This is a genomic window from Herbaspirillum sp. meg3 (genome assembly GCF_002257565.1).
GTDB lineage: Bacteria > Pseudomonadota > Gammaproteobacteria > Burkholderiales > Burkholderiaceae_D > Herbaspirillum.
Genome location: NZ_CP022736.1, coordinates 639,750 through 658,719 on the forward strand (window position 1 = coordinate 639,750; position 18,970 = coordinate 658,719).

General features: G+C 59.7%; 17 protein-coding genes. 3 read left to right on the plus strand and 14 right to left on the minus strand.

Going from position 1 to position 18,970, the window contains the following annotated elements:
- Position 1: 1 nt before the first annotated feature.
- From hmeg3_RS02920 to hmeg3_RS02930, 3 genes are all read left to right on the plus strand, one after another.
- Complete coding sequence (locus tag hmeg3_RS02920; protein WP_094562407.1) at positions 2–700, plus strand: GNAT family N-acetyltransferase; 699 nt, start codon at positions 2–4, stop codon at positions 698–700.
- Between the two features lie 99 nt (positions 701–799).
- The gene (gene phhA, locus hmeg3_RS02925; RefSeq protein WP_094562408.1) at positions 800–1,678 is read left to right on the plus strand and encodes a phenylalanine 4-monooxygenase; all 879 of its coding nucleotides are present in this window, start codon (positions 800–802) and stop codon (positions 1,676–1,678) included.
- A gap of 265 nt (positions 1,679–1,943) precedes the next feature.
- Positions 1,944–5,543 (plus strand): indolepyruvate ferredoxin oxidoreductase family protein, encoded by a 3,600-nt coding sequence (locus hmeg3_RS02930; RefSeq protein WP_094562409.1) that lies wholly within the window; start codon positions 1,944–1,946, stop codon positions 5,541–5,543.
- An 85-nt stretch (positions 5,544–5,628) separates the two neighbouring features.
- Here hmeg3_RS02930 and prmC read toward each other — a convergent pair whose 3' ends face one another.
- The 14 genes from prmC to hmeg3_RS03000 form a co-directional block, all read right to left on the minus strand.
- The gene (gene prmC / locus hmeg3_RS02935; protein ID WP_094562410.1) at positions 5,629–6,480 is read right to left on the minus strand and encodes a peptide chain release factor N(5)-glutamine methyltransferase; all 852 of its coding nucleotides are present in this window, start codon (positions 6,478–6,480) and stop codon (positions 5,629–5,631) included.
- Positions 6,481–6,486: 6 nt separating this feature from the next.
- Positions 6,487–6,957, minus strand: coding sequence for a disulfide bond formation protein B (locus tag hmeg3_RS02940; protein WP_094562411.1), 471 nt, complete (start codon positions 6,955–6,957; stop codon positions 6,487–6,489).
- A gap of 173 nt (positions 6,958–7,130) precedes the next feature.
- On the minus strand, positions 7,131–8,213 hold the full coding sequence (prfA, locus tag hmeg3_RS02945; protein ID WP_094562412.1) for a peptide chain release factor 1: 1,083 nt from the start codon (positions 8,211–8,213) through the stop codon (positions 7,131–7,133).
- Positions 8,214–8,309: 96 nt separating this feature from the next.
- On the minus strand, positions 8,310–9,611 hold the full coding sequence (hemA, locus tag hmeg3_RS02950; RefSeq protein ID WP_094562413.1) for a glutamyl-tRNA reductase: 1,302 nt from the start codon (positions 9,609–9,611) through the stop codon (positions 8,310–8,312).
- A gap of 125 nt (positions 9,612–9,736) precedes the next feature.
- Positions 9,737–10,672 (minus strand): alpha/beta fold hydrolase, encoded by a 936-nt coding sequence (locus hmeg3_RS02955; protein WP_094562414.1) that lies wholly within the window; start codon positions 10,670–10,672, stop codon positions 9,737–9,739.
- Between the two features lie 5 nt (positions 10,673–10,677).
- Complete coding sequence (locus hmeg3_RS02960; protein WP_094562415.1) at positions 10,678–11,379, minus strand: response regulator transcription factor; 702 nt, start codon at positions 11,377–11,379, stop codon at positions 10,678–10,680.
- Between the two features lie 103 nt (positions 11,380–11,482).
- The gene (gene minE / locus hmeg3_RS02965) at positions 11,483–11,749 is read right to left on the minus strand and encodes a cell division topological specificity factor MinE (RefSeq protein ID WP_050476381.1); all 267 of its coding nucleotides are present in this window, start codon (positions 11,747–11,749) and stop codon (positions 11,483–11,485) included.
- Between the two features lies 1 nt (position 11,750).
- Positions 11,751–12,566, minus strand: a complete 816-nt coding sequence (gene minD, locus hmeg3_RS02970) for a septum site-determining protein MinD (protein WP_007879447.1) — start codon at positions 12,564–12,566, stop codon at positions 11,751–11,753.
- Positions 12,567–12,612: 46 nt separating this feature from the next.
- Complete coding sequence (gene minC, locus hmeg3_RS02975; protein WP_094562416.1) at positions 12,613–13,407, minus strand: septum site-determining protein MinC; 795 nt, start codon at positions 13,405–13,407, stop codon at positions 12,613–12,615.
- A 143-nt stretch (positions 13,408–13,550) separates the two neighbouring features.
- Positions 13,551–13,952: a polyketide cyclase gene (locus hmeg3_RS02980; RefSeq protein WP_094562417.1), complete on the minus strand. Its 402-nt coding sequence runs from the start codon at positions 13,950–13,952 to the stop codon at positions 13,551–13,553.
- Positions 13,953–14,096: 144 nt separating this feature from the next.
- A complete protein-coding gene (locus tag hmeg3_RS02985) occupies positions 14,097–15,236 on the minus strand; it encodes a BMP family ABC transporter substrate-binding protein (protein WP_094562418.1) in 1,140 nt (379 codons plus the stop codon).
- A gap of 100 nt (positions 15,237–15,336) precedes the next feature.
- A complete protein-coding gene (locus hmeg3_RS02990) occupies positions 15,337–16,257 on the minus strand; it encodes an ABC transporter permease (RefSeq protein WP_094562419.1) in 921 nt (306 codons plus the stop codon).
- 12 nt (positions 16,258–16,269) lie between these two features.
- Positions 16,270–17,370, minus strand: a complete 1,101-nt coding sequence (locus hmeg3_RS02995) for an ABC transporter permease (RefSeq protein WP_094562420.1) — start codon at positions 17,368–17,370, stop codon at positions 16,270–16,272.
- Positions 17,363–18,925 carry an ABC transporter ATP-binding protein gene (locus tag hmeg3_RS03000; protein ID WP_094562421.1) on the minus strand — a complete coding sequence of 521 codons (1,563 nt, stop codon included), beginning with the start codon at positions 18,923–18,925 and terminating at the stop codon, positions 17,363–17,365. Before hmeg3_RS03000 ends, hmeg3_RS02995 begins: the two co-directional genes overlap by 8 nt.
- Positions 18,926–18,970 lie beyond the last annotated feature (45 nt).

Consider the following 18,970-nt stretch of genomic DNA (forward strand, 5'->3'; position numbering starts at 1 on the left):
CATGTCAAAATTCACCACGCAACTGCGCACCCGGCTGGAAGGGTTGAAGCGCACCATCATCGAGGCATCGGACAAACCACTGATCCTCGTCAAGGAGCTGTCGCCGCGTTCGCGCCGACATCTGTTGCGACATTTTCTGGCGCTGGAGGAAAAAGACCGGCTGTTGCGTTTCGGCACCAAGCTGTCCGACGAGCTGGTGACGCGTTACGTGGAGAAGATCGACTTTACGCGCGACACTATTTTCGGTGTCTATGATCGCAAGTTGCGCCTGCTCGGCGTTGGTCATCTGGCCTTTGCACCACGTGAAACTTCACCCGTCAGCGGCGCCACGATCAAGGCGCGCGTGGCCGAGTTTGGCGTCTCGGTATCGGCGGCGGCGCGCGGGATGGGCGTGGGCACCAAGCTGTTCGAACGCGGCGCCATGCATTGCCGTAATGCAGATATCGACACCCTCTACATGCATTGCCTGTCTTCCAACAAGGTCATGATGCACATCGCCCGCAAAGCCGGCATGGAAATCCACCGCGACTACGGCGAGGCTGACGCTTATCTCAAACTCAAGCCCGCCAATTCCGTCACCGTCTTCCAGGAGGCGATGGAGGAACAGGTCGCCATGATCGATTACATCGTCAAAGCCAATATGCGCGCGCTGTTCAAATGGGTAGGCAAGGTCACCGGCATCGGCAAGCCAAAATCCTGAGCCCGGCTTGATCTGGATCAGAGATCCACGCCAGGGTTGGATGCAAACCGGGCGGAAGGCGCATAATACGGTTATCAACGTATTTCAATACTCATTCCCATGGAAACCACCGTCTCTACCGACGATTTCTTTGCCAGCGTCGCGACAAAATCCGACAGCGGGGCATTGCGCGGCGATTACACGCACGCCGACAAGAACTACGTCGTGGCCCAGAACTGGGCCGGCTACACACCTGAACAACACGCGCTGTGGCGACGTTTGTATGAGCGCCAGGCCAAGCTGATTCCCGGCCGCGCCTGCGACGTCTTCCTCGACAGCATCAAAACTCTCGACGTCTCGCAAGGCATTCCGCAATTCGATCGCACCACCGAGGCACTGTACAAGGCCACCGGCTGGCAGCTGGTCGCCGTGCCGGGGTTGGTGCCGGATCATACTTTCTTCGAGCATCTGGCCAATCGTCGCTTCCCGGTGACGGTCTGGTTGCGTGAAGAGCATGAGTTCGATTACATCGTCGAGCCCGACGTCTTCCACGACTTCTTCGGCCACGTACCGCTGCTGTTCAATCCGATTTTTGCCGAGCATTTGCAGGAATACGGCAAGGGCGGCCTCAAGGCATTGAAGCTGGACGGCCTGGCTTTCCTCGCGCGTCTGTATTGGTACACGATCGAGTTCGGCCTGATCCAGAGTCCGGAAGGTTTGCGTATCTACGGCGCCGGTATTTTGTCGTCGGGCGGCGAGGTGGAATACTGCCTGCGCAATCCGGAACCGAACCGGATTCCTTTCCAGCTCGACCGCGTCATGCGCACCTTGTACAAGATCGATTCGTACCAGGAAACTTACTTCGTCATTCGCGACTTCCAGCAATTGTTCGATGACACGGCGCCGGATTTCACCGCGCTGTATGAGCAGTTGAAGGCGCAGGACGCGCTGCCGGCCAATACGCTGTTGCTGGGAGAGCAAAACTTCCTGGTCGACTGACCGGACCTTGTCTCCGTATCAAGTTTTGGACGAAGCCCCTGCCTAAAAGCCGGGGCTTTTTTCATGCCGTCAGCACACCGTCAGTTTCGTCGTCGGCGATGGCCGGGGCGTGTTGCACCGTGCGTAGCGGCAATAAGCCGCTTGTGCTACTGTAGCCACATCAAAAGAAAGAAACCATTCGCCCACAAGGCGAACGAGTTTTAAGCAGGATCTCGAACAGATCCATGTGCAAACAAAGACACGATTTTTGGCACGGAGACAATGCATGAACGCACCCCTACCTTCCAGTGAACGCCTGTTGCTGGATGACATTTCCCTGGACGACAAATACGCGCTGGAGCGCGGCCGGGTTTTCATGACCGGCATACAGGCATTGATACGGCTGCCGATGTTGCAGCGGCAATGCGACCTTCAGGCAGGACTGAACACCGCCGGTTATGTCACCGGCTATCGCGGTTCGCCGCTGGGTACGGTCGATCAGACCGCCGCCAAGGCCAAGAAATATCTGGACGCCGCGCATGTCAAATTCCATCCCGGCATGAACGAAGATCTGGCCGCCACCGCCGTGTGGGGCACGCAGCAGGTCAACTTGTTCCCGGGTGCGCAATACGACGGCGTGTTCTCGCTGTGGTACGGCAAGGGTCCCGGCGTGGATCGTTGTGGCGACGTCTTCAAACACGCCAACATGGCCGGCACCTCGCAGCACGGCGGCGTACTGGTGATCGCCGGTGATGACCATGCCGCGAAATCTTCCACCACCGCGCATCAGAGCGAACACATCCTCAAAGCCTGCGGCATCCCGGTGCTGTATCCGTCGTCGGTGCAGGAGTATCTCGACTACGGCCTGCATGGTTGGGCTATGAGCCGCTACACCGGTCTGTGGGTATCGATGAAGTGCGTGACCGACATCGTCGAATCCGGCATGTCGGTGATGATCGATTCGCAACGCGTGCAGCCGATTATTCCCACCGATTTCGAATTGCCGCCGGGCGGCCTCAACATCCGCCAGCCTGACACCGTGCTCGATCAGGAAGCGCGGATGAACGTCTACAAGTGGTACGCCGCGCTGGCCTACGCCCGCGTCAACAAACTCAACCAGATCATCTGGGACAGCCCGCATGCACGCATCGGCATTGTCACTGCCGGCAAGTCTTATCTCGACACGCGCCAGGCGCTCTACGATCTCGGCATCGATGAGCAAGTCGCACGCGACATCGGCATCCGTCTCTACAAAATCGGCATGACCTGGCCGCTGGAAGCCGAAGGCGTGCGCGAGTTTGCGCAAGGCCTCGATGAAATCCTGGTGGTCGAAGAGAAGCGCCAGATCCTCGAATACCAGATCAAGGAAGAACTCTACAACTGGCGTGACGATGTGCGTCCGCGCGTGGTTGGCAAGTTTGACGACACCGGTGAATGGAGCGGCTCGCCGCGCGAAGGTCACGGCAACTGGCTGCTGCCCGCAACGTATGAACTGAGCCCGGCGCAGATCGCACGCGCTATCGCGACGCGTATTTCCAAGTACTACGCCGGTCATCCGATTGAGCAGCGCGTCAAGGCACGCATCGCCTTCCTCGAAGCCAAGGAAGCTACGCTCAACGTCAGTACCAAGCCGGATCCCAATAAGGATCGTATCCCGCATTTTTGCTCGGGTTGTCCGCACAATACGTCGACCAAATTGCCCGATGGCAGCCGCGCGCTGGCCGGCATCGGTTGTCACTACATGGTGACCTGGATGGACCGCGAATCATCGATTTTTTCGCACATGGGAGGCGAGGGCGTGACCTGGGTCGGCCAGGCGCCGTTCACCAGCGAGAAGCATGTATTCTCCAATCTGGGCGACGGTACCTATTTCCATTCGGGTTTGCTGGCGGTGCGCGCTGCCGTGGCGGGCAAGGTCAACATGACCTACAAGATTCTGTACAACGATGCGGTTGCGATGACCGGCGGCCAGGAGTTCGACGGCCCGCTCGATCCGGCCATGATCTCGCGCCAGCTCGCCGCGGAAAACGTGCGGCCCATCATCGTCGTCACCGACGAACCGGATAAATATCCCGCCGGTACGCCATGGGCCGAGGGCGTAACGATTCGCCACCGCAGCGAACTCGACGCCGTGCAGCGCGAGTTGCGCGAAGTGCCGGGCGTGTCCGCCATGATTTACGACCAGACCTGCGCCTCGGAAAAACGCCGCCGCCGCAAACGCGACGCCTATCCTGATCCCGCCAAGCGCGCCGTCATCAATGAAGCCGTGTGCGAAGGCTGCGGCGACTGCAGCGTGCAATCCAACTGCCTGTCGGTGGAGCCGCTGGAGACCGAGTTCGGACGCAAGCGCCAGATCAATCAATCGTCATGCAACAAGGATTATTCCTGCGTGAACGGTTTCTGCCCGAGCTTCGTCACGGTGGAAGGCGGCAAGCTGAAAAAAGCCAAACGCGTCGCTGTCGAAAAGACCGAAGCCGCCGGGCAAGTTCAAGGGCCGGTACTTCCTGAGCCGCAACTGCCTGCGATGGGCGACACCTATGGCATCGTGGTCACGGGTATCGGCGGCACCGGCGTGATCACCATCGGCCAGATTCTGGCGATGGCGGCCCACGTCGAAGGCAAGGCCTGCTCGGTGCTCGACATGAGCGGTCTCGCGCAAAAAGGCGGGCCGGTGATGTCGCACGTGCGTTTGTCCGATCATGCTGATGATCTCTATTCCACTCGCGTCGGTACCGGTGCCGCTGATCTGGTAATCGGTTGCGACGTGATCGTCACCGCCAGCCGCGACGCGTTGTCGCGCATGGGTGAAGGACGTACGCACGCAGCGGTCAATTCGACACAGATGCCGACGGCAGCCTTCGTGCGCAATCCTGACTGGCAGTTCCCGGCGGTGTCTGCCGAGGGCAGCATACAAAGCGCCTGCGGCAAAGATCGCGTGGCGCTGATCGATGCCGGCAATATCGCCACCGCACTGATGGGTGATGCGATTGCGACTAACATGTTCATGCTCGGCTATGCCTGGCAACGCGGCTGGGTGCCGCTGTCAGAAGGTGCGCTTCTCAAGGCCATTGAACTCAATGCCTTGTCGGTCGACTTCAACAAGCAGGCCTTCGGCTGGGGCCGCGCTGCTGCGCATGATGCAGATGCCGTGGCGTTGGCCGCACGCCGTAACGGCATGACCGCGCAAGTGATCGACTTCAAGCGTCCGCCGTCGCTGGAGGAAGTGCTGGCCAAACGCGTCGACTTCCTGACACAATATCAGAACGCCGCGTATGCGCGTCAGTACAGCGATTTTGTCGAGCAGGTGCGCCGCGCAGAATCTGCTTTGGGTGAACCGGCCAAGGCGATGAAACTCAGCACGGCAGTCGCGACGTACCTGTTCAAGCTGATGGCGTACAAGGATGAGTATGAAGTGGCGCGTCTTTACACTGCGCCAGCCTTCCGCGAAAAAATCGCCGGCATGTTCGAAGGTGATTACCAGCTGAAATTCCATCTGGCGCCGCCATTGCTGGCCAAGCACGACAGCAACGGCCATCTGATCAAGAAGCAATATGGGCCGTGGATGATGCGTGCTTTTGGCGTGCTGGCGAAGCTACGCTTCTTGCGCAACACGCCACTGGACGTATTCGGCTACACCGATGAGCGCAAGCAGGAGCGCGCACTGATCGGCGAGTACTGCAATACCGTCAGCGGTTTGTTAAGCAAACTCAACGCCGACAATCTTGCGCAGGCCACGGCAATTGCACGTATCCCGGAAGAGATTCGCGGTTATGGCCACGTCAAGGAACGTCATCTGAAAGCGGCCAAGCAGAAGGAAGCGGATTTGTTGCGGATGTTTGATGCAGGGAAGCCGCATGTGCCGGTAGGTGGCAAGCAGGCTGCCTGATTTATCGCGCAGGTGGAATCAACAAGCACCGTCGTTCTGTTAAAAATCAGGATGACGGTGTTTTATTTTGGAGGTATCAGATTGATTACGAGGCAGCAGCGAGCTTGCCGCCGCTGACGCGTTCAATCCCTGCCAGATCGCGCCAGCTTTGTACCTCGGCGAAACCGCGCTGTGCCAGCAGCTCGCGCACGGCTTCCGACTGATCGTAGCCATGCTCCATCAGCAGCCAGCCATCCGGTTTCAGGTAGGCTGCCGCGCCGTCGATGATGATGCGCAAGGCTGACAAGCCGTCGGCGTGATCGGTCAATGCACCGATCGGTTCGAAGCGCAAATCGCCCTGCGACAAATGCGTGTCGCCGGCAACGATATAGGGCGGATTGGACACGATCAGGTCGAGGTCCGGTTCAGACGTCTCACCGAGTGCGGCATACCAATCACTGCGCAGAAAAATCACCTTCGCGCCATGCCGCTGCGCATTGCTCGCAGCAATCTTCAGCGCGCCTTCACTGACATCCAGCGCAGTCATTGTTACATCCGGCCGGGTGTGCGCTATCGCAACCGCAATGGCGCCCGAGCCGGTTCCCATGTCGAGCGCCTTGCCTTGCTGTGGCAAGCGTTCCAGCGCCAGCTCCACCAGCAATTCGGTATCGGGGCGAGGAATCAATACATCCGGCGTGACCTGCAAGGCGAGGCCGAAGAATTCACGTTCACCGACGATATAGGCAATCGGCTCACCGTGCAGGCGGCGGAGAAACAGCGCGCTCAACTGCGTTGCTTCTGCCGCCGTAAGCAGGCGGTCGGATTGCGTGATCAGCTGGATGCGCGTCAGTTGCAGTGCATGGCCGATCAGGATGCGATTTTCCAGTGCATCGAGCGGTGCACTGCGCAGCACGTCGGCCAGGCTGATGCCTGAAGGAATGTCCGAAAAATCACTCACAGAAAATCAACCGCGCTTGAAGACGCGGCGCGCCAGCAGGATAGCGATGATGGCGAACCAGATCAGCGACCATTGCGGAATCGACAGACCGAGGAAAGGGTAGGGATTCGCGCACAAGCCGTCAGCCTTGAACAGTGTCGGGAACATGTTGGCGGTCGGGATTGTGTTCAGCGATGTTTCCAGCGGATCGATACCGCAGGAAGTACCCGGATGCGCCTGTACCCACAGATGCCAGCCGGCAGTGGCGATGCCGCCAAGCGCAGCCAGTACGCCCAGACCGGCGCCAAGTTTGGCGGAGCCGGGTGGCAGGAAGGCGAAGATGATGCAAATGATGGCGATGGCGACGAAGATGTAGCGCTGGATGATGCACAGCGGACACGGCATCATTTCTTCCACGATCTGGAGATAAAGGGCGGCGCCGAGCAAGGCGATGCAGAGAAGGGCGACTGACAGAAACAAGGATTTGGACGATTTCATGAGCGATTAATTTTGATGTTGTTCGAAGGTAGCTGCACTTGAAGCTGTACCTCAGAGAGGCCATCGTGCAATTGGTTCCGGCGCTGCTGCATTGTGCCACAGGCCGCGACAATGCTGGGTTACTGGTCGTTTTCGCGGAACAATTGCACGCTCAATCGGGGCGTCGCAAGCTCTTATTCGTCGTCGCCCAGTTGCGCCAGCAATTCAGCTTGGTGCTCCGTGATCAAGGCATTGGTCAACTCTTCCAGATCGCCATCCATGATGAAATCCAGCTTGTACAGCGTCAGGTTGATGCGGTGATCCGTCATGCGCCCCTGCGGGAAATTATAGGTACGGATGCGCTCGCTGCGGTCGCCCGAACCGATCAGCGATTTGCGTGTGGCGGCTTCCTTGGATTGCTGTTCGCGCAGTTGCACGTCCTTGATGCGCGCCGCCAGCACCTTCAATGCCGAGGCCTTGTTCTTGTGCTGGCTGCGGTCGTCCTGGCATTCCACCACGATGCCGGTCGGCATGTGCGTGATGCGCACCGCCGAGTCGGTCTTGTTGATGTGCTGGCCGCCCGCACCTGAAGCGCGGTAAGTATCGATGCGGATATCGGCCGGGTTGATGTCGACGTCTTCGACTTCATCGGCCTCCGGCATCACCGCGACGGTACAGGCCGAGGTATGGATGCGGCCCTGGGTTTCAGTGGCCGGCACGCGCTGCACGCGGTGGCCGCCGGATTCGAACTTCAGGCGCGAGTAGGCGCCGAAACCGGCGATACGCACGATGACTTCCTTGTAGCCGCCGACTTCTGAATCGGAGGCCGACATCATCTCAACCTGCCAGCGATTGCGTTCGGCAAAGCGCGTGTACATGCGCAGCAAATCGCCCGCAAACAACGCGGACTCGTCGCCGCCGGTGCCGGCGCGGATTTCCAGGAAGATGTTGCGTTCGTCGTTGGGATCCTTCGGCAGCAACATCTTTTGCAGGTCGCCCTCCAGCGCTTCCATGCGCGCTTTGGCGCCGTTGATTTCTTCCTGCGCAAATTCCTTCATGTCGGGATCCGACAGCAGCTCCTGCGCCGTCGTGATGTCGTTCGCGGCCTGTGAGTAGGTGAGATACAGCGCCACCAGCGGGCCGAGCTCCGCATGCTCGCGTGTCATCTTGCGATAGTTGTCCATGTCGGACGTCGCGTCTTCCTGCATCAGCAGATTGTTGAGTTCTTCCAGCCGTTCGGCGAGCTGGTCGAGTTTGGCGAGCATGGATGGTTTCATGGGCTTACTTTACTTTGAATGGGTGGCGATACGACGCTCGCGCAGCGAGCAGAAGAGAGCCGCGATCACAGGGATCCCGGCGAGCGAATGGAGTCGCTAACGCTTGGTGCGGAACAGTTGCGGCAGCAGTTGAACCAACTGCGTGCGCTCGTCGCCCTGAGCGTGATGCAAGGCCTGTTGCGGGCCGTGCAGGAATTTTGCGGTGAGACCTTTGGATAGGGCATCGAGTACCGCATCAATGTCTTCGCCTTTGGCCAGCAGCTTGCGGGCACGTTCCAGCTCAGCCATGCGCAGTGATTCGCCGGCGTCATGCAAATCCTGAATCACCGGTACCACGGCGCGGCTGTCGATCCAGTGCATGAAGGATTGCACGCGGGTTTCGATGATTGCTTCGGCTTGTGCCACGGCAGCCTGGCGGTTTTCAACGCCGCTTTGCACGACCGATGCCAGATCGTCAACGGTGTACAGGAAGACGTCATCCAGACGGCCGACTTCGGATTCGATATCGCGCGGCACGGCCAGATCGACCATGAAGATCGGTTTGTGGCGGCGGGCCTTGACGGCGCGTTCCACCAGACCGAGACCGATGATCGGCAGCGACGATGCGGTACAGGACACCACGATGTCGAATTTCGACAACTGCGTCGGTAGATCTGCCAGGCGCAAGGCCGAGCCGTTGAAGCGATGCGCCAATGTTTCGCCGCGTTCCAGCGTGCGGTTGGCGACGGTCAGCGATTTCGGATTTTGCGCGGCGAAGTGAGTGGCGCACAGCTCGATCATTTCACCGGCGCCGATGAACAACACATTCTGGCCCGAGATGGAGTCAAAAATCCGTTGCGACAAGCGTACGGCTGCAGCGGCCATCGACACGCTATGCGCGCCGATTTCGGTATTGCTGCGCACTTCCTTGGCGACTGCGAAGGTGCGCTGAAACAGCTGGTGCAGATAAGTGCCAAGTCCGCCGGCGGCATCCGCCTGGCGCACGGCATCCTTCATCTGACCGAGGATCTGCGGTTCGCCCAGCACCATCGAGTCCAGCCCGGAGGCGACACGGAAGGCATGGCGCACGGCATTGTCTTGCGGCAAGGCATACAGGAAGGGACGCAGATCGGCGTAGGAAAGCTTGTGATAATCGGCCAGGAAATGCGCCGTGCTGTCGATGGCGGCGTCGACACCGCCATGTGCAGCGGTGCTGGCAGCGTACAGTTCAGTGCGATTGCAGGTCGACAAGATCGCCGCTTCGCCGGTCTGCGCCAGATTCGCGCTCAGATCGGCACGGCCGAACCACGCACGCGCTGAAGCCACCGCCTGACCGATCTGGTCAGCCGGGAACGCAACCTTCTCGCGCAGGGAAACCGGCGCAGTGGTGTGGTTCAGTCCGACGGCAAGCAGGTGCATAGCGTGTTTACGGGGCTCGACAGCGAAAAAAATGGAGAAATATCAACTTAGTATTATACCCGCTGCAGGTAAAGGGGTTTTGAACTGTATCAATAATGACTATATGCGCAGGCTATGAGCTGACGTCAGCAGGAGACAGTATCTGCAGCAATTTTTTCCATATGGGCAACTATTTCCCGGGCGTATCGCTCCGGCTGCTCCAGATCAGGAAAATGCCCGCAATCGGCGAAGCGCCGGATCTCCAGTTGCGGCAGATGTTCTCGCAGCGTCTCAGGCTGCGTCACCCGATGCGAACGGTCTTGTTCTCCCCAGATCAGCGTACAGGGGATGGTGAGTGGAGCCGGGTTCGTCATGAGAACGGTTTCCCGCAATAAACCTTGCACGACGCTTGCCAGACAAAAACAGCCGCCAGCGTCGAAGGACTGCCGTCCCAGTTGCTGGAACGGCTTGTCATCCGTTTCTGCGGGCAGGGCGCTGCGGTACCAGAGCTGTGCCAGTTTGCGGCGTGCCAGCCAGGTGATGAACTGCCCCGCAACCGGCACGCGCAGCGGCCTCGGAATCATGCGGTAAGCCCAGGCCTGCATGGCCGACAGCGATGGCGTCTGCGACAGCATCAGGCTGGCGATACGCGTAGGCGCTAGTTGCGCCGCCCGGATGGCGTACAAGCCGTTGGCGCAACTGAAGGCCAGCGTCGCCCGGGCAATGCCGAGCTGGTCGAGAACGGCAAGCACAGTGCGCGCTCCTTGTTCCAGGCTGTGTCGATAATCCGCCGCAGGCAGCGAAAAACCAAAACCGGGCATATCAAAACACACCACACGGAAATGCGGCGTCAGCAGAGCGATGAGGCGTCGGTAATGCGCCACGACGTTGGGGCCGTCGGGAGTGAAGACGATACTAGGACGATCGGTCGGGCTGGCTTCATTGCCCGGTTCGTTTGCAGTGTCGAAGACGTGCACGCGTCCAGCAGCGGTCTCGGCGTACTTGAGGCCGGCGGGCATATTGGTACCGGACAGCGATGCCGACAAGCGCGTCAGAAAATAATCAGTGCGTGATCCCGGCATGGGCGCTACTTCTTGACGGCGGGCGCTGCCAGCTGTGCCAGCTGATAGCCGTAGCCATACACGGTCGTCAGCCGGAAACCCTTCTCCGGTTTCAATCCCAGCTTGTTGCGCACGCGCGAGATGTGGGTATCGATGGTGCGGGTCGGCAGCTCGTTCTCGTCTTCCGGCCCCCAGACGCTTTCCTGCAAATAGGCGCGTGACAGCGGTCGGCCGAGATTGCCAAACAGCAAAATGGCGAGCGCAAATTCTTTTTGAGTCAGCGTTGTGGTGATGCTGTCATGGATGACGATATGGGCCGGCGACTCGAAAACGTAGTTGCCGAACTGCTGCACCTGTTTTTCGTCATGATCCGGATAGGCGCGTTGCAAAAGTAGCTTGACGCGTGCGGCGACAGCATGACGTCGCAGCGGTTTGAATTCGCTGTCGATCAGGCGTTCGCCGGCAGGTTCTGCGGGCAACGCAACCAGCGCAGCCAAGTCGGGCGGCGTATCCGCCGCCAGCAGCAGTACCGGGATGGCAGGCGTCCTGGCTATCTGCAGTATGTCCGCCAACTGCGCACCGGCGCTGGCGATATCCACGATCAGCAATTGCGGATGCGCGCGGCGCAGGTCGGCGCGCTGCTGTACGCCCTGGCAATCATGCGCAGGCAGGCTGCGTGCGATCAGGGCGATGTCGGCGGCGGAATGGCTGAAGATGGAGATGTGCATGGCGCGCGGAAGAAAGAAGAAAGCCGTTTCCGAATGAGCAAAGTGCAGGCCCGGAAAGCATTGCGCCGGATCGAGTCCGGCGCAATGGCTACGAGCAGAGTACTTAAGGCGCGTCGGCGTCCGGCAGCACCACGTTCACGTCGAGGACTTCCAGGTTGCCCTGGCGGTCCAGCGAGATCTTGATGTCGTCGGCGTTGACCTTGGTGTACTTGGAGATGACCTCGATCAGTTCTTTGTGCAAGGCCGGCAGGAAGTCATATCCCTGACCCTGGCGACCGCCGCGTTCGCGCGCGATGATGATCTGCAGGCGTTCCTTGGCAGCCGTGGCGCTCTTCGCCTTGGGCGGAAACAGGAAGGAAAGCAAAGCCATGTCATTTACCTCCGAAAATACGCTGGAGCAGGCCCGGCTTTTCGTAGCTGGTAAAGCGCAGCGGCAGGTCTTCGCCGAGGAAACGGCTGACCAGATCCTGATACGCCTCGGAAACGTCGGTCTCTTTCAGGTGGATCGCGGGATTGCCCTGGTTGGACGCGTGCAGCACGGATTCCGATTCAGGGATGATGCCGATCAGCGGGATGCGCAGGATTTCCTGCACGTCGGTATAGGACAGCATTTCGCCGGCTTCGACGCGCTTTGGCGAATAGCGGGTGATCAGCAGGTGTTCCTTGACCGGCTCGCCACCGCTCAGGGCGCGGCGCGACTTGGCCTGGATGATGCCGAGGATGCGGTCTGAGTCGCGCACCGAGGAAACTTCCGGATTGGTCACGATGATCGCTTCGTCGGCGAAGGTCAGGGCCATCACGGCGCCGTGTTCGATACCGGCCGGCGAGTCGCAGATGATGTACTCGAAGTCCATTTTTTGCAGGTCGCCCAGCACGCGTTCCACGCCTTCTTCCGACAGCGCGTCCTTGTCGCGGGTTTGCGACGCAGGCAGGATGAACAGGTTGTCGCAGTGCTTGTCCTTGATCAATGCCTGGTTCAGCGTTGCTTCCTGATTGACGACATTGATCAGGTCGTACACCACGCGGCGTTCGCAGCCCATGATCAGGTCAAGATTACGCAGGCCGACGTCGAAGTCGATGACCACGGTCTTGTGTCCGCGCAAAGCCAGACCCGATGCGAAACTGGCGCTCGACGTCGTTTTGCCGACGCCGCCTTTACCGGATGTCACAACGATGATTTTTGCCACAAAAGACTCCTTAGAAGATTGAATACTTGATGATGCTGATACTAAATTATTTGCTGGTATTGATCGGCAACACGTCGATGCGGTCGCCGGTCAGGCGCACCTGCACCTGTTTTTGCGCCAGTTCGGGCGGATGGCCGTTCTCAAAGGTACGGTAGACGCCGGCAATCGACACCAGTTCCGCTTCCAGGCTCGCCGCGAAGATGCGCGCGCCGGTATTGCCGCTGGCGCCTGCCAGTGCACGGCCGCGTAAAGGGGCGTACACGTGGATGCTGCCGTCGGCGATGATTTCTGCGCCGTTGTTGACCGCCGCCATGATCACCAGATCGGCGCCGCGCGCATAAATGCGCTGGCCGGCGCGTACCGGCGTGTCGATGATCATCGTGGCTGCGGCCGGTGTTATTTGTGTTGCTTGCGTTGCCTGCACCGGTTGCGCTGCTTGGGCAGGCGCAGCAACAGGAGCCGGTGCCGGAGCCGGCGGGGGCGCTTCCTCTGCTACCGCTGCCGCTTCAGGCTGTTGCGGACGCGGTACGCCGCCGTCGATGGACAGTCCCTGTGCGGCGATCTCGGCGTGCAGCTCCTCGGGCGCGTTGCGCACGGCGACTGCATTGAGGCGATAGCGTTTGAACAAGGCCACCAGCGCTGTCCAGTCGATGCCGGCGCCGGCAGTGTCCAGTGCGCCGATATCGAGAACGGCGAATTCGTCTTCAAAGAAGTCGGATACGCCGCCGGTCATGTCCTTCAACGCCTTGTCCAGCGCTGCCGGATCGGTTTCATGCAGGATCGCGGAAATGGCGACCACTGTGGATATCTTGATTTCGATCGGTTTACGAGCTTTTTGCATAAATTGTTCAGTGCCTGCGTTTTCCCGGAGAAAAACGGCAGATTCATTGCGTTCGGGGATTGTTCTCAAACCGTCTTGCGCTGGCGCGATCCAGCCGCCAGCCTGTATTGGTTTGGCATTATACAGTCAGCTGAGCGGCAACTTCAGGCTTCCAGCAAGGTTTTGAGGGCTTCCAGGTCGCGTGTCACCCAGGCGGTGTCTTCGTTGAATTTCTCATCGCTCATGCCAGGCTGGCGGAACAGGGTGAAGGTCAGCTCGCAACCATTGCCGTTGGCGACCACGCGCATGGGGATGAAGACGCTGACGCCCGAAGCCAGCACCACTTCGTGATCAAGCACGCCAAAATCGTTGAAGGGCGTAAAACGCACTTCCAGTTTGCCTTCCGGTGTGTCGGCAAACCATTTGCCATCGATCAGGCGCATACCTTTGCTGAGGCCGGACGCCCATTTCGGCATGTTTTCGGGATTGGCGGCAAAGCGATAAACGTCCCCGATACTGCGTTCGATTGTGACGTGAAGGAGGCGGGCAGGCAGAGGCTTGGACATGGCGGGTTCTCCGTAGGCAAGGAGGCCATTATGCGGCCGGACGAGATAAAACGAGCGGACAAAAAAATGCCGGAGACGATGACATCTCCGGCAGATTGCTACATTGGCAAGTCCGGTGGTCAGGCCGAACCCGGGATCAGGGGATCAGCCCGGTACCTTGCCTTCCACGCCTTCGACGTAGAACTTCACGCCGTGCAGGAAACCGTCGTCAGCCACGGCATCTTTGGCGACTTGTTCCTTGCCGGTGTTGTCTTTGATCGGACCCTTCCAGATCGGAGCGGAGCCGTCGGCGATACCCTTCTTGCGTTCTTCGACCAGTGCCTTCACATCAGCCGGCAGTTCAGGATTGAAACCGCCCAGATCGATACCGTTTTCTTTCAGACCGAGCCAGGTGCTGCCGGTTTTCCACGAACCATCCAGCACGGCTTGCACGCGTGCGGTGTAGTAGACCCCCCAGTTGATCATCGATGCAGCCAGATGGGCCTTCGGACCGAAACTGGTCATGTCGCTGTCCCAGCCGAATGCATAGACGCCTTTTTCTTGCGCAGTCTGAACAACAGCGGCGGAGTCGGTGTTTTGCATCAGCACGTCAACCCCTTGACCGATCAGTGTGGTGGCAGCTTCACGTTCCTTGCCCGGATCGAACCACTTGTTCACCCAGACCACGCGTGTGGTTGCCTTCGGATTGATCGAGCGTGCACCCATGGTGAAGGCGTCGATATTGCGGACGACTTCAGGAATCGGCACCGAGGCGACCACGCCCAGCTTGCCGGACTTGCTCATCTTGCCGGCGACCACGCCAGCGAGGTAAGCGCCTTCATACGTGCGCACATCGTATTGCGCCAGATTGTCGGCAGTCTTGAAGCCGGTGGCGTGTTCGAATTTGACGTCCGGGAATTCCTTGGCGACCTTCAGCATCGCTTCCATGTAGCCGAAGGTGGTGCCGAAGATCAGCTTGTTGCCATCGGTTGCCAGTTGGCGCATGACGCGCTCAGCGTCGGCTGCCGATTCAGGCACGTTTTCGACGAAAGTTGTTTTCACCTTGTCGCCGAATTTGGCTTCGACTGCCTTGCGGCCGTTGTCATGCGCAAACGTCCAGCCAGCATCGCCAACCGGTCCGATGTAGACGAAGGCGACCTTCAGCGGGTCTGCCTTGGGAGCAGGAGCTGCCGCAGCAGCAGGCGCAGCGGCCGGTGCCGGTTCTTCTTTTTTGCCACAGCCGATCAACGAGGCTGCGGCGATGGTGGCGAGCATCGCAATCGAGGCTCTGCGCGAAATTTTCATTTGTTTCTCCCTAAGCGAAGCGTTGTTGGTAAATAAAAGCAAAACAGCATAATCAAAACATCAATCGAACTACATAAAAAACTGCGCAAAAACTACAAACTCAGGATGCACCCGGGCGGAACGGCTTGCCCAGCGAAGCCGGCATGTTCAGGCGAATCCAGTCCGGATTGCGCGAGATCATTGCCAGCACCACGATGGTCGCGACATACGGCAGCATCGACAAAATCTGTGACGGGATCGTGACGCCGATGCCTTGCAGATAAAACTGCAGAATCGTCACGCCGCCGAACAGCAGCGAACCCAGCAACACGCGTGCCGGACGCCACGTCGCAAACGCCGTCAGTGCCAGCGCGATCCAGCCGCGTCCGGACACCAGACCCTCGACCCACATCGGCGTGTACACCAGCGACAGATAGGCGCCGGCCAGACCGCAGCAGGCACCCCCGAACAACAGGGCCATGAAACGGATACCGCGTACCGAATAGCCCAGCGCATGCGCCGACTCCGGCGACTCGCCGACCGCGCGCAGAATCAACCCGGCGCGCGTACGGTACAGAAACCATGCAATCGCCCCGCACAACAGCAGCGCAACATATGCCATCCAATGCTGATTGAAAAATGCCGGACCGATGAAAGGAATGCTATTCAGTCCGGGGACGCCGGTGGTTTGCGCAGGCAATGCGAGGCCGACAAAACGTTGACCGATGAAGGCCGACAAGCCGGCGCCGAAGATCGACAACGCAAGTCCGGTCGCGACCTGATTAGTCGCCAGCACCAGCGCCAGCCAGGAGAACAGCGTTGCCATCAGCATGCCGCACAGTGCACCTGCCATGAAACCCAGCAGCGGGCTCTTGGTGGTGTAGCCGACTGCGAAGCCGGCGATCGCCGCGACCAGCATCATGCCTTCCGCGCCCAGGTTGAGCACGCCGGCACGTTCGTTGATGAGCAAGCCCATGGCCGCCAGCAGCAACGGTGTGCCGGCATTGATGGAGGCTGCGATGAGAGGAGCGAGTTGGTCCATGTCTTGTATTCCTTAAGCTTGCTGTTTCCAGCGCAGGCGGTAGTCAATCAGCGTGTCGCAAGCCAGCAGCAGGAACAGCAGCATGCCCTGGAACACGCCCGTGATCGCCGACGGCAGGCCGAGACGCGACTGCGCCAGCTCACCACCCAGATACAGCAGCGACATGATCAGTCCGCCGAATACCGCGCCGACCGGATGCAGGCGGCCGATGAAGGCGACGATGATCGCCGCGAAGCCATAACCCGGCGACACCGACGGCAACAGCTGGCCGATCGGCCCGGCGATTTCAAATGCGCCCGCCAGACCGGCGAAGCCGCCGGAAATCAGCAGCGACACCCACAAGGCATTGCGGCTGGAAAAGCCGGCATAGCGTGCAGCGTGCGGGGCCACACCGCCCACCATCAACGAGAAGCCGCGGAAGCTGCGCATCATGAACACCGCCATCACAATCGCCGCCACGATGGTCACTGCAAAGCCGATGTGCAGGCGCGTGCCGCTCATCAGCGTCGGCAGCATGAACTCGCTGGAGAACACTTTCGATTGCGGGAAGTTCATGCCGTTCGGATCCTTCAGCGGGCCGTTGACTGCATACATCAGCAGCAGCTGCGCCACGTAGGTCAGCATCAGCGACACCAGGATCTCATTGGCGTTGAACTTGTCGCGCAAGAGCGCCGTGATACTGGCCCAGAATGCGCCACCGACCACACCGGCAATGATCATCAATATCAAGCCGACACCGCCGGAGACAGCATGATCCGGCACGTCGATCCATACCAGCATCGCGCCCGCACACAAGGCGCCGACGGTGAACTGGCCTTCGGCGCCGATGTTCCAGATGCTGGCGCGGAAGCACACCGCAAGACCGAGTGCGCACAGAATCAGCGGGATCGATTTCAGCAGCAGTTCGCTGATGGCGCGCTTGCTGCTGAACGGATCAACGAGGAAGACTTTCAGACCCGCAATCGGATCCTTGCCCAAGGCGATAAACAGCAATGCACCCAGGAACAGCGTCAGGATGATCGCAATAACCGGCGACAGATAAGTCATGCGGCGCGATGGCGTGCCGCGCAATTCCAGCCGGAAGGGCAGAGAGGTAACGGCGGATTTAAACATGAGCAGCCTCCGCATCGGCGTTTGGAGTCTCATCGTTCCACAAGCCGCTCATCCACAAACCAACTTGCTCGCGCGTTGCCTGTTCGATAGCAATCGACGGCGACAACTGTCCCTTTGCGATCACGTGCAGGCGGTCGCACAGCGCGAACAATTCGTCGAGTTCTTCAGAGATCACCAGCACGGCGCAGCCTTCTTGTTTGAGCGCCAGAATTTCGGCGTGAATTTGCGCAGCGGCCCCAACGTCGACGCCCCAGGTCGGTTGCGCGACGATGAAGACGCTAGGTTTGCGCTCCATCTCCCGGCCGACGATAAATTTTTGCAGGTTGCCGCCGGACAGGCTTTTTGCCAGCGCATCGGGACCGCTGGCCTTGACCTTGAACCTTTCGATGATGGACGCCGCGATCTTGCGTGTGTAGCCGAAATCGATCATGCCGTGCTTTACGTACGGCACTTTTTGATGCGACAGCAGCATGTTGGCCGACAGACTCAGCGTCGGCACGGCGCCGCGGCCGAGACGTTCTTCCGGCACCAGGCCGAGACCTTTTGCACGGCGTGGATTGGGCGCGAGATGGCCGACGGCGCTGCCGGTCAGCATGATCATGTTGGGCGCGGCGCGCTGATCTTCACCGGACAGTGCCGCCAGCAATTCTTGCTGGCCGTTGCCGGACACGCCGGCGATGCCGACGATTTCACCGGCGCGTACTTCGCATTCGATGTCTTTGAGTTCCGTGGCAAACAGATGCGCCTTCGGCAGGCACAGGCGATTGATGTGCAGCTTGCGCTCGTTGCGTTGCATGCCGGGATGTTGCGGATTGCGCTCACGGCGCAGGCGTACCAGTTCTTCGCCGATCATCATGCGCGATAGCCCGGCACTGGTTTCATTGCGCGGATCGCAGTTGCCGGTCACGCGGCCGCCGCGCATCACCGTGGCGCTGTGGCACAGCGCACGGATTTCGTCGAGCTTGTGGCTGATATAGAGAATGCTGCAGCCTTCGTCGGCCAGTTTGCGCAGCGTGACAAACAGCTTCTCGACCGCTTGTGGCGTCAGCACCGAAGTCGGTTCATCGAGGATCAGCAGTTGCGGATTGGTCAGCAGCGCACGGACGATTTCCACGCGCTGGCGTTCGCCCACCGACAGGGTATGGACGTGACGATTCGGCTCCAGCTCCAGGCCGTATTTTTCACCGGTCTGACGGATGCGCGCGATCAGATCCTGCATGTCGGTGTCGGAATCCAGGCCCAGTGCGATGTTTTCAGCAACCGTCAGTGTGTCGAACAGCGAGAAGTGCTGGAACACCATGGCGATACCGAGCTTGCGCGCAATTTGCGGATTGGCGATGTGCACCAGTTCGCCGTTCCAGTAAATTTCGCCGGCGTCGGGTTTGACGGTGCCGAAGATGATTTTCATCAGCGTCGATTTGCCGGCGCCGTTTTCACCGAGTACGGCGTGGATTTCACCGGGCGCGACGCTCAGGTTGATATCGTCGTTGGCCAGCACGCCGGGATAGGCTTTGCGGATGTGTGCGATGTGCAGGCGGGAAGATGGTGCAGTCACGGATTCCCCTTCAGAGACCGGCGCGGTTGCGCGCGCAGGCGGTCT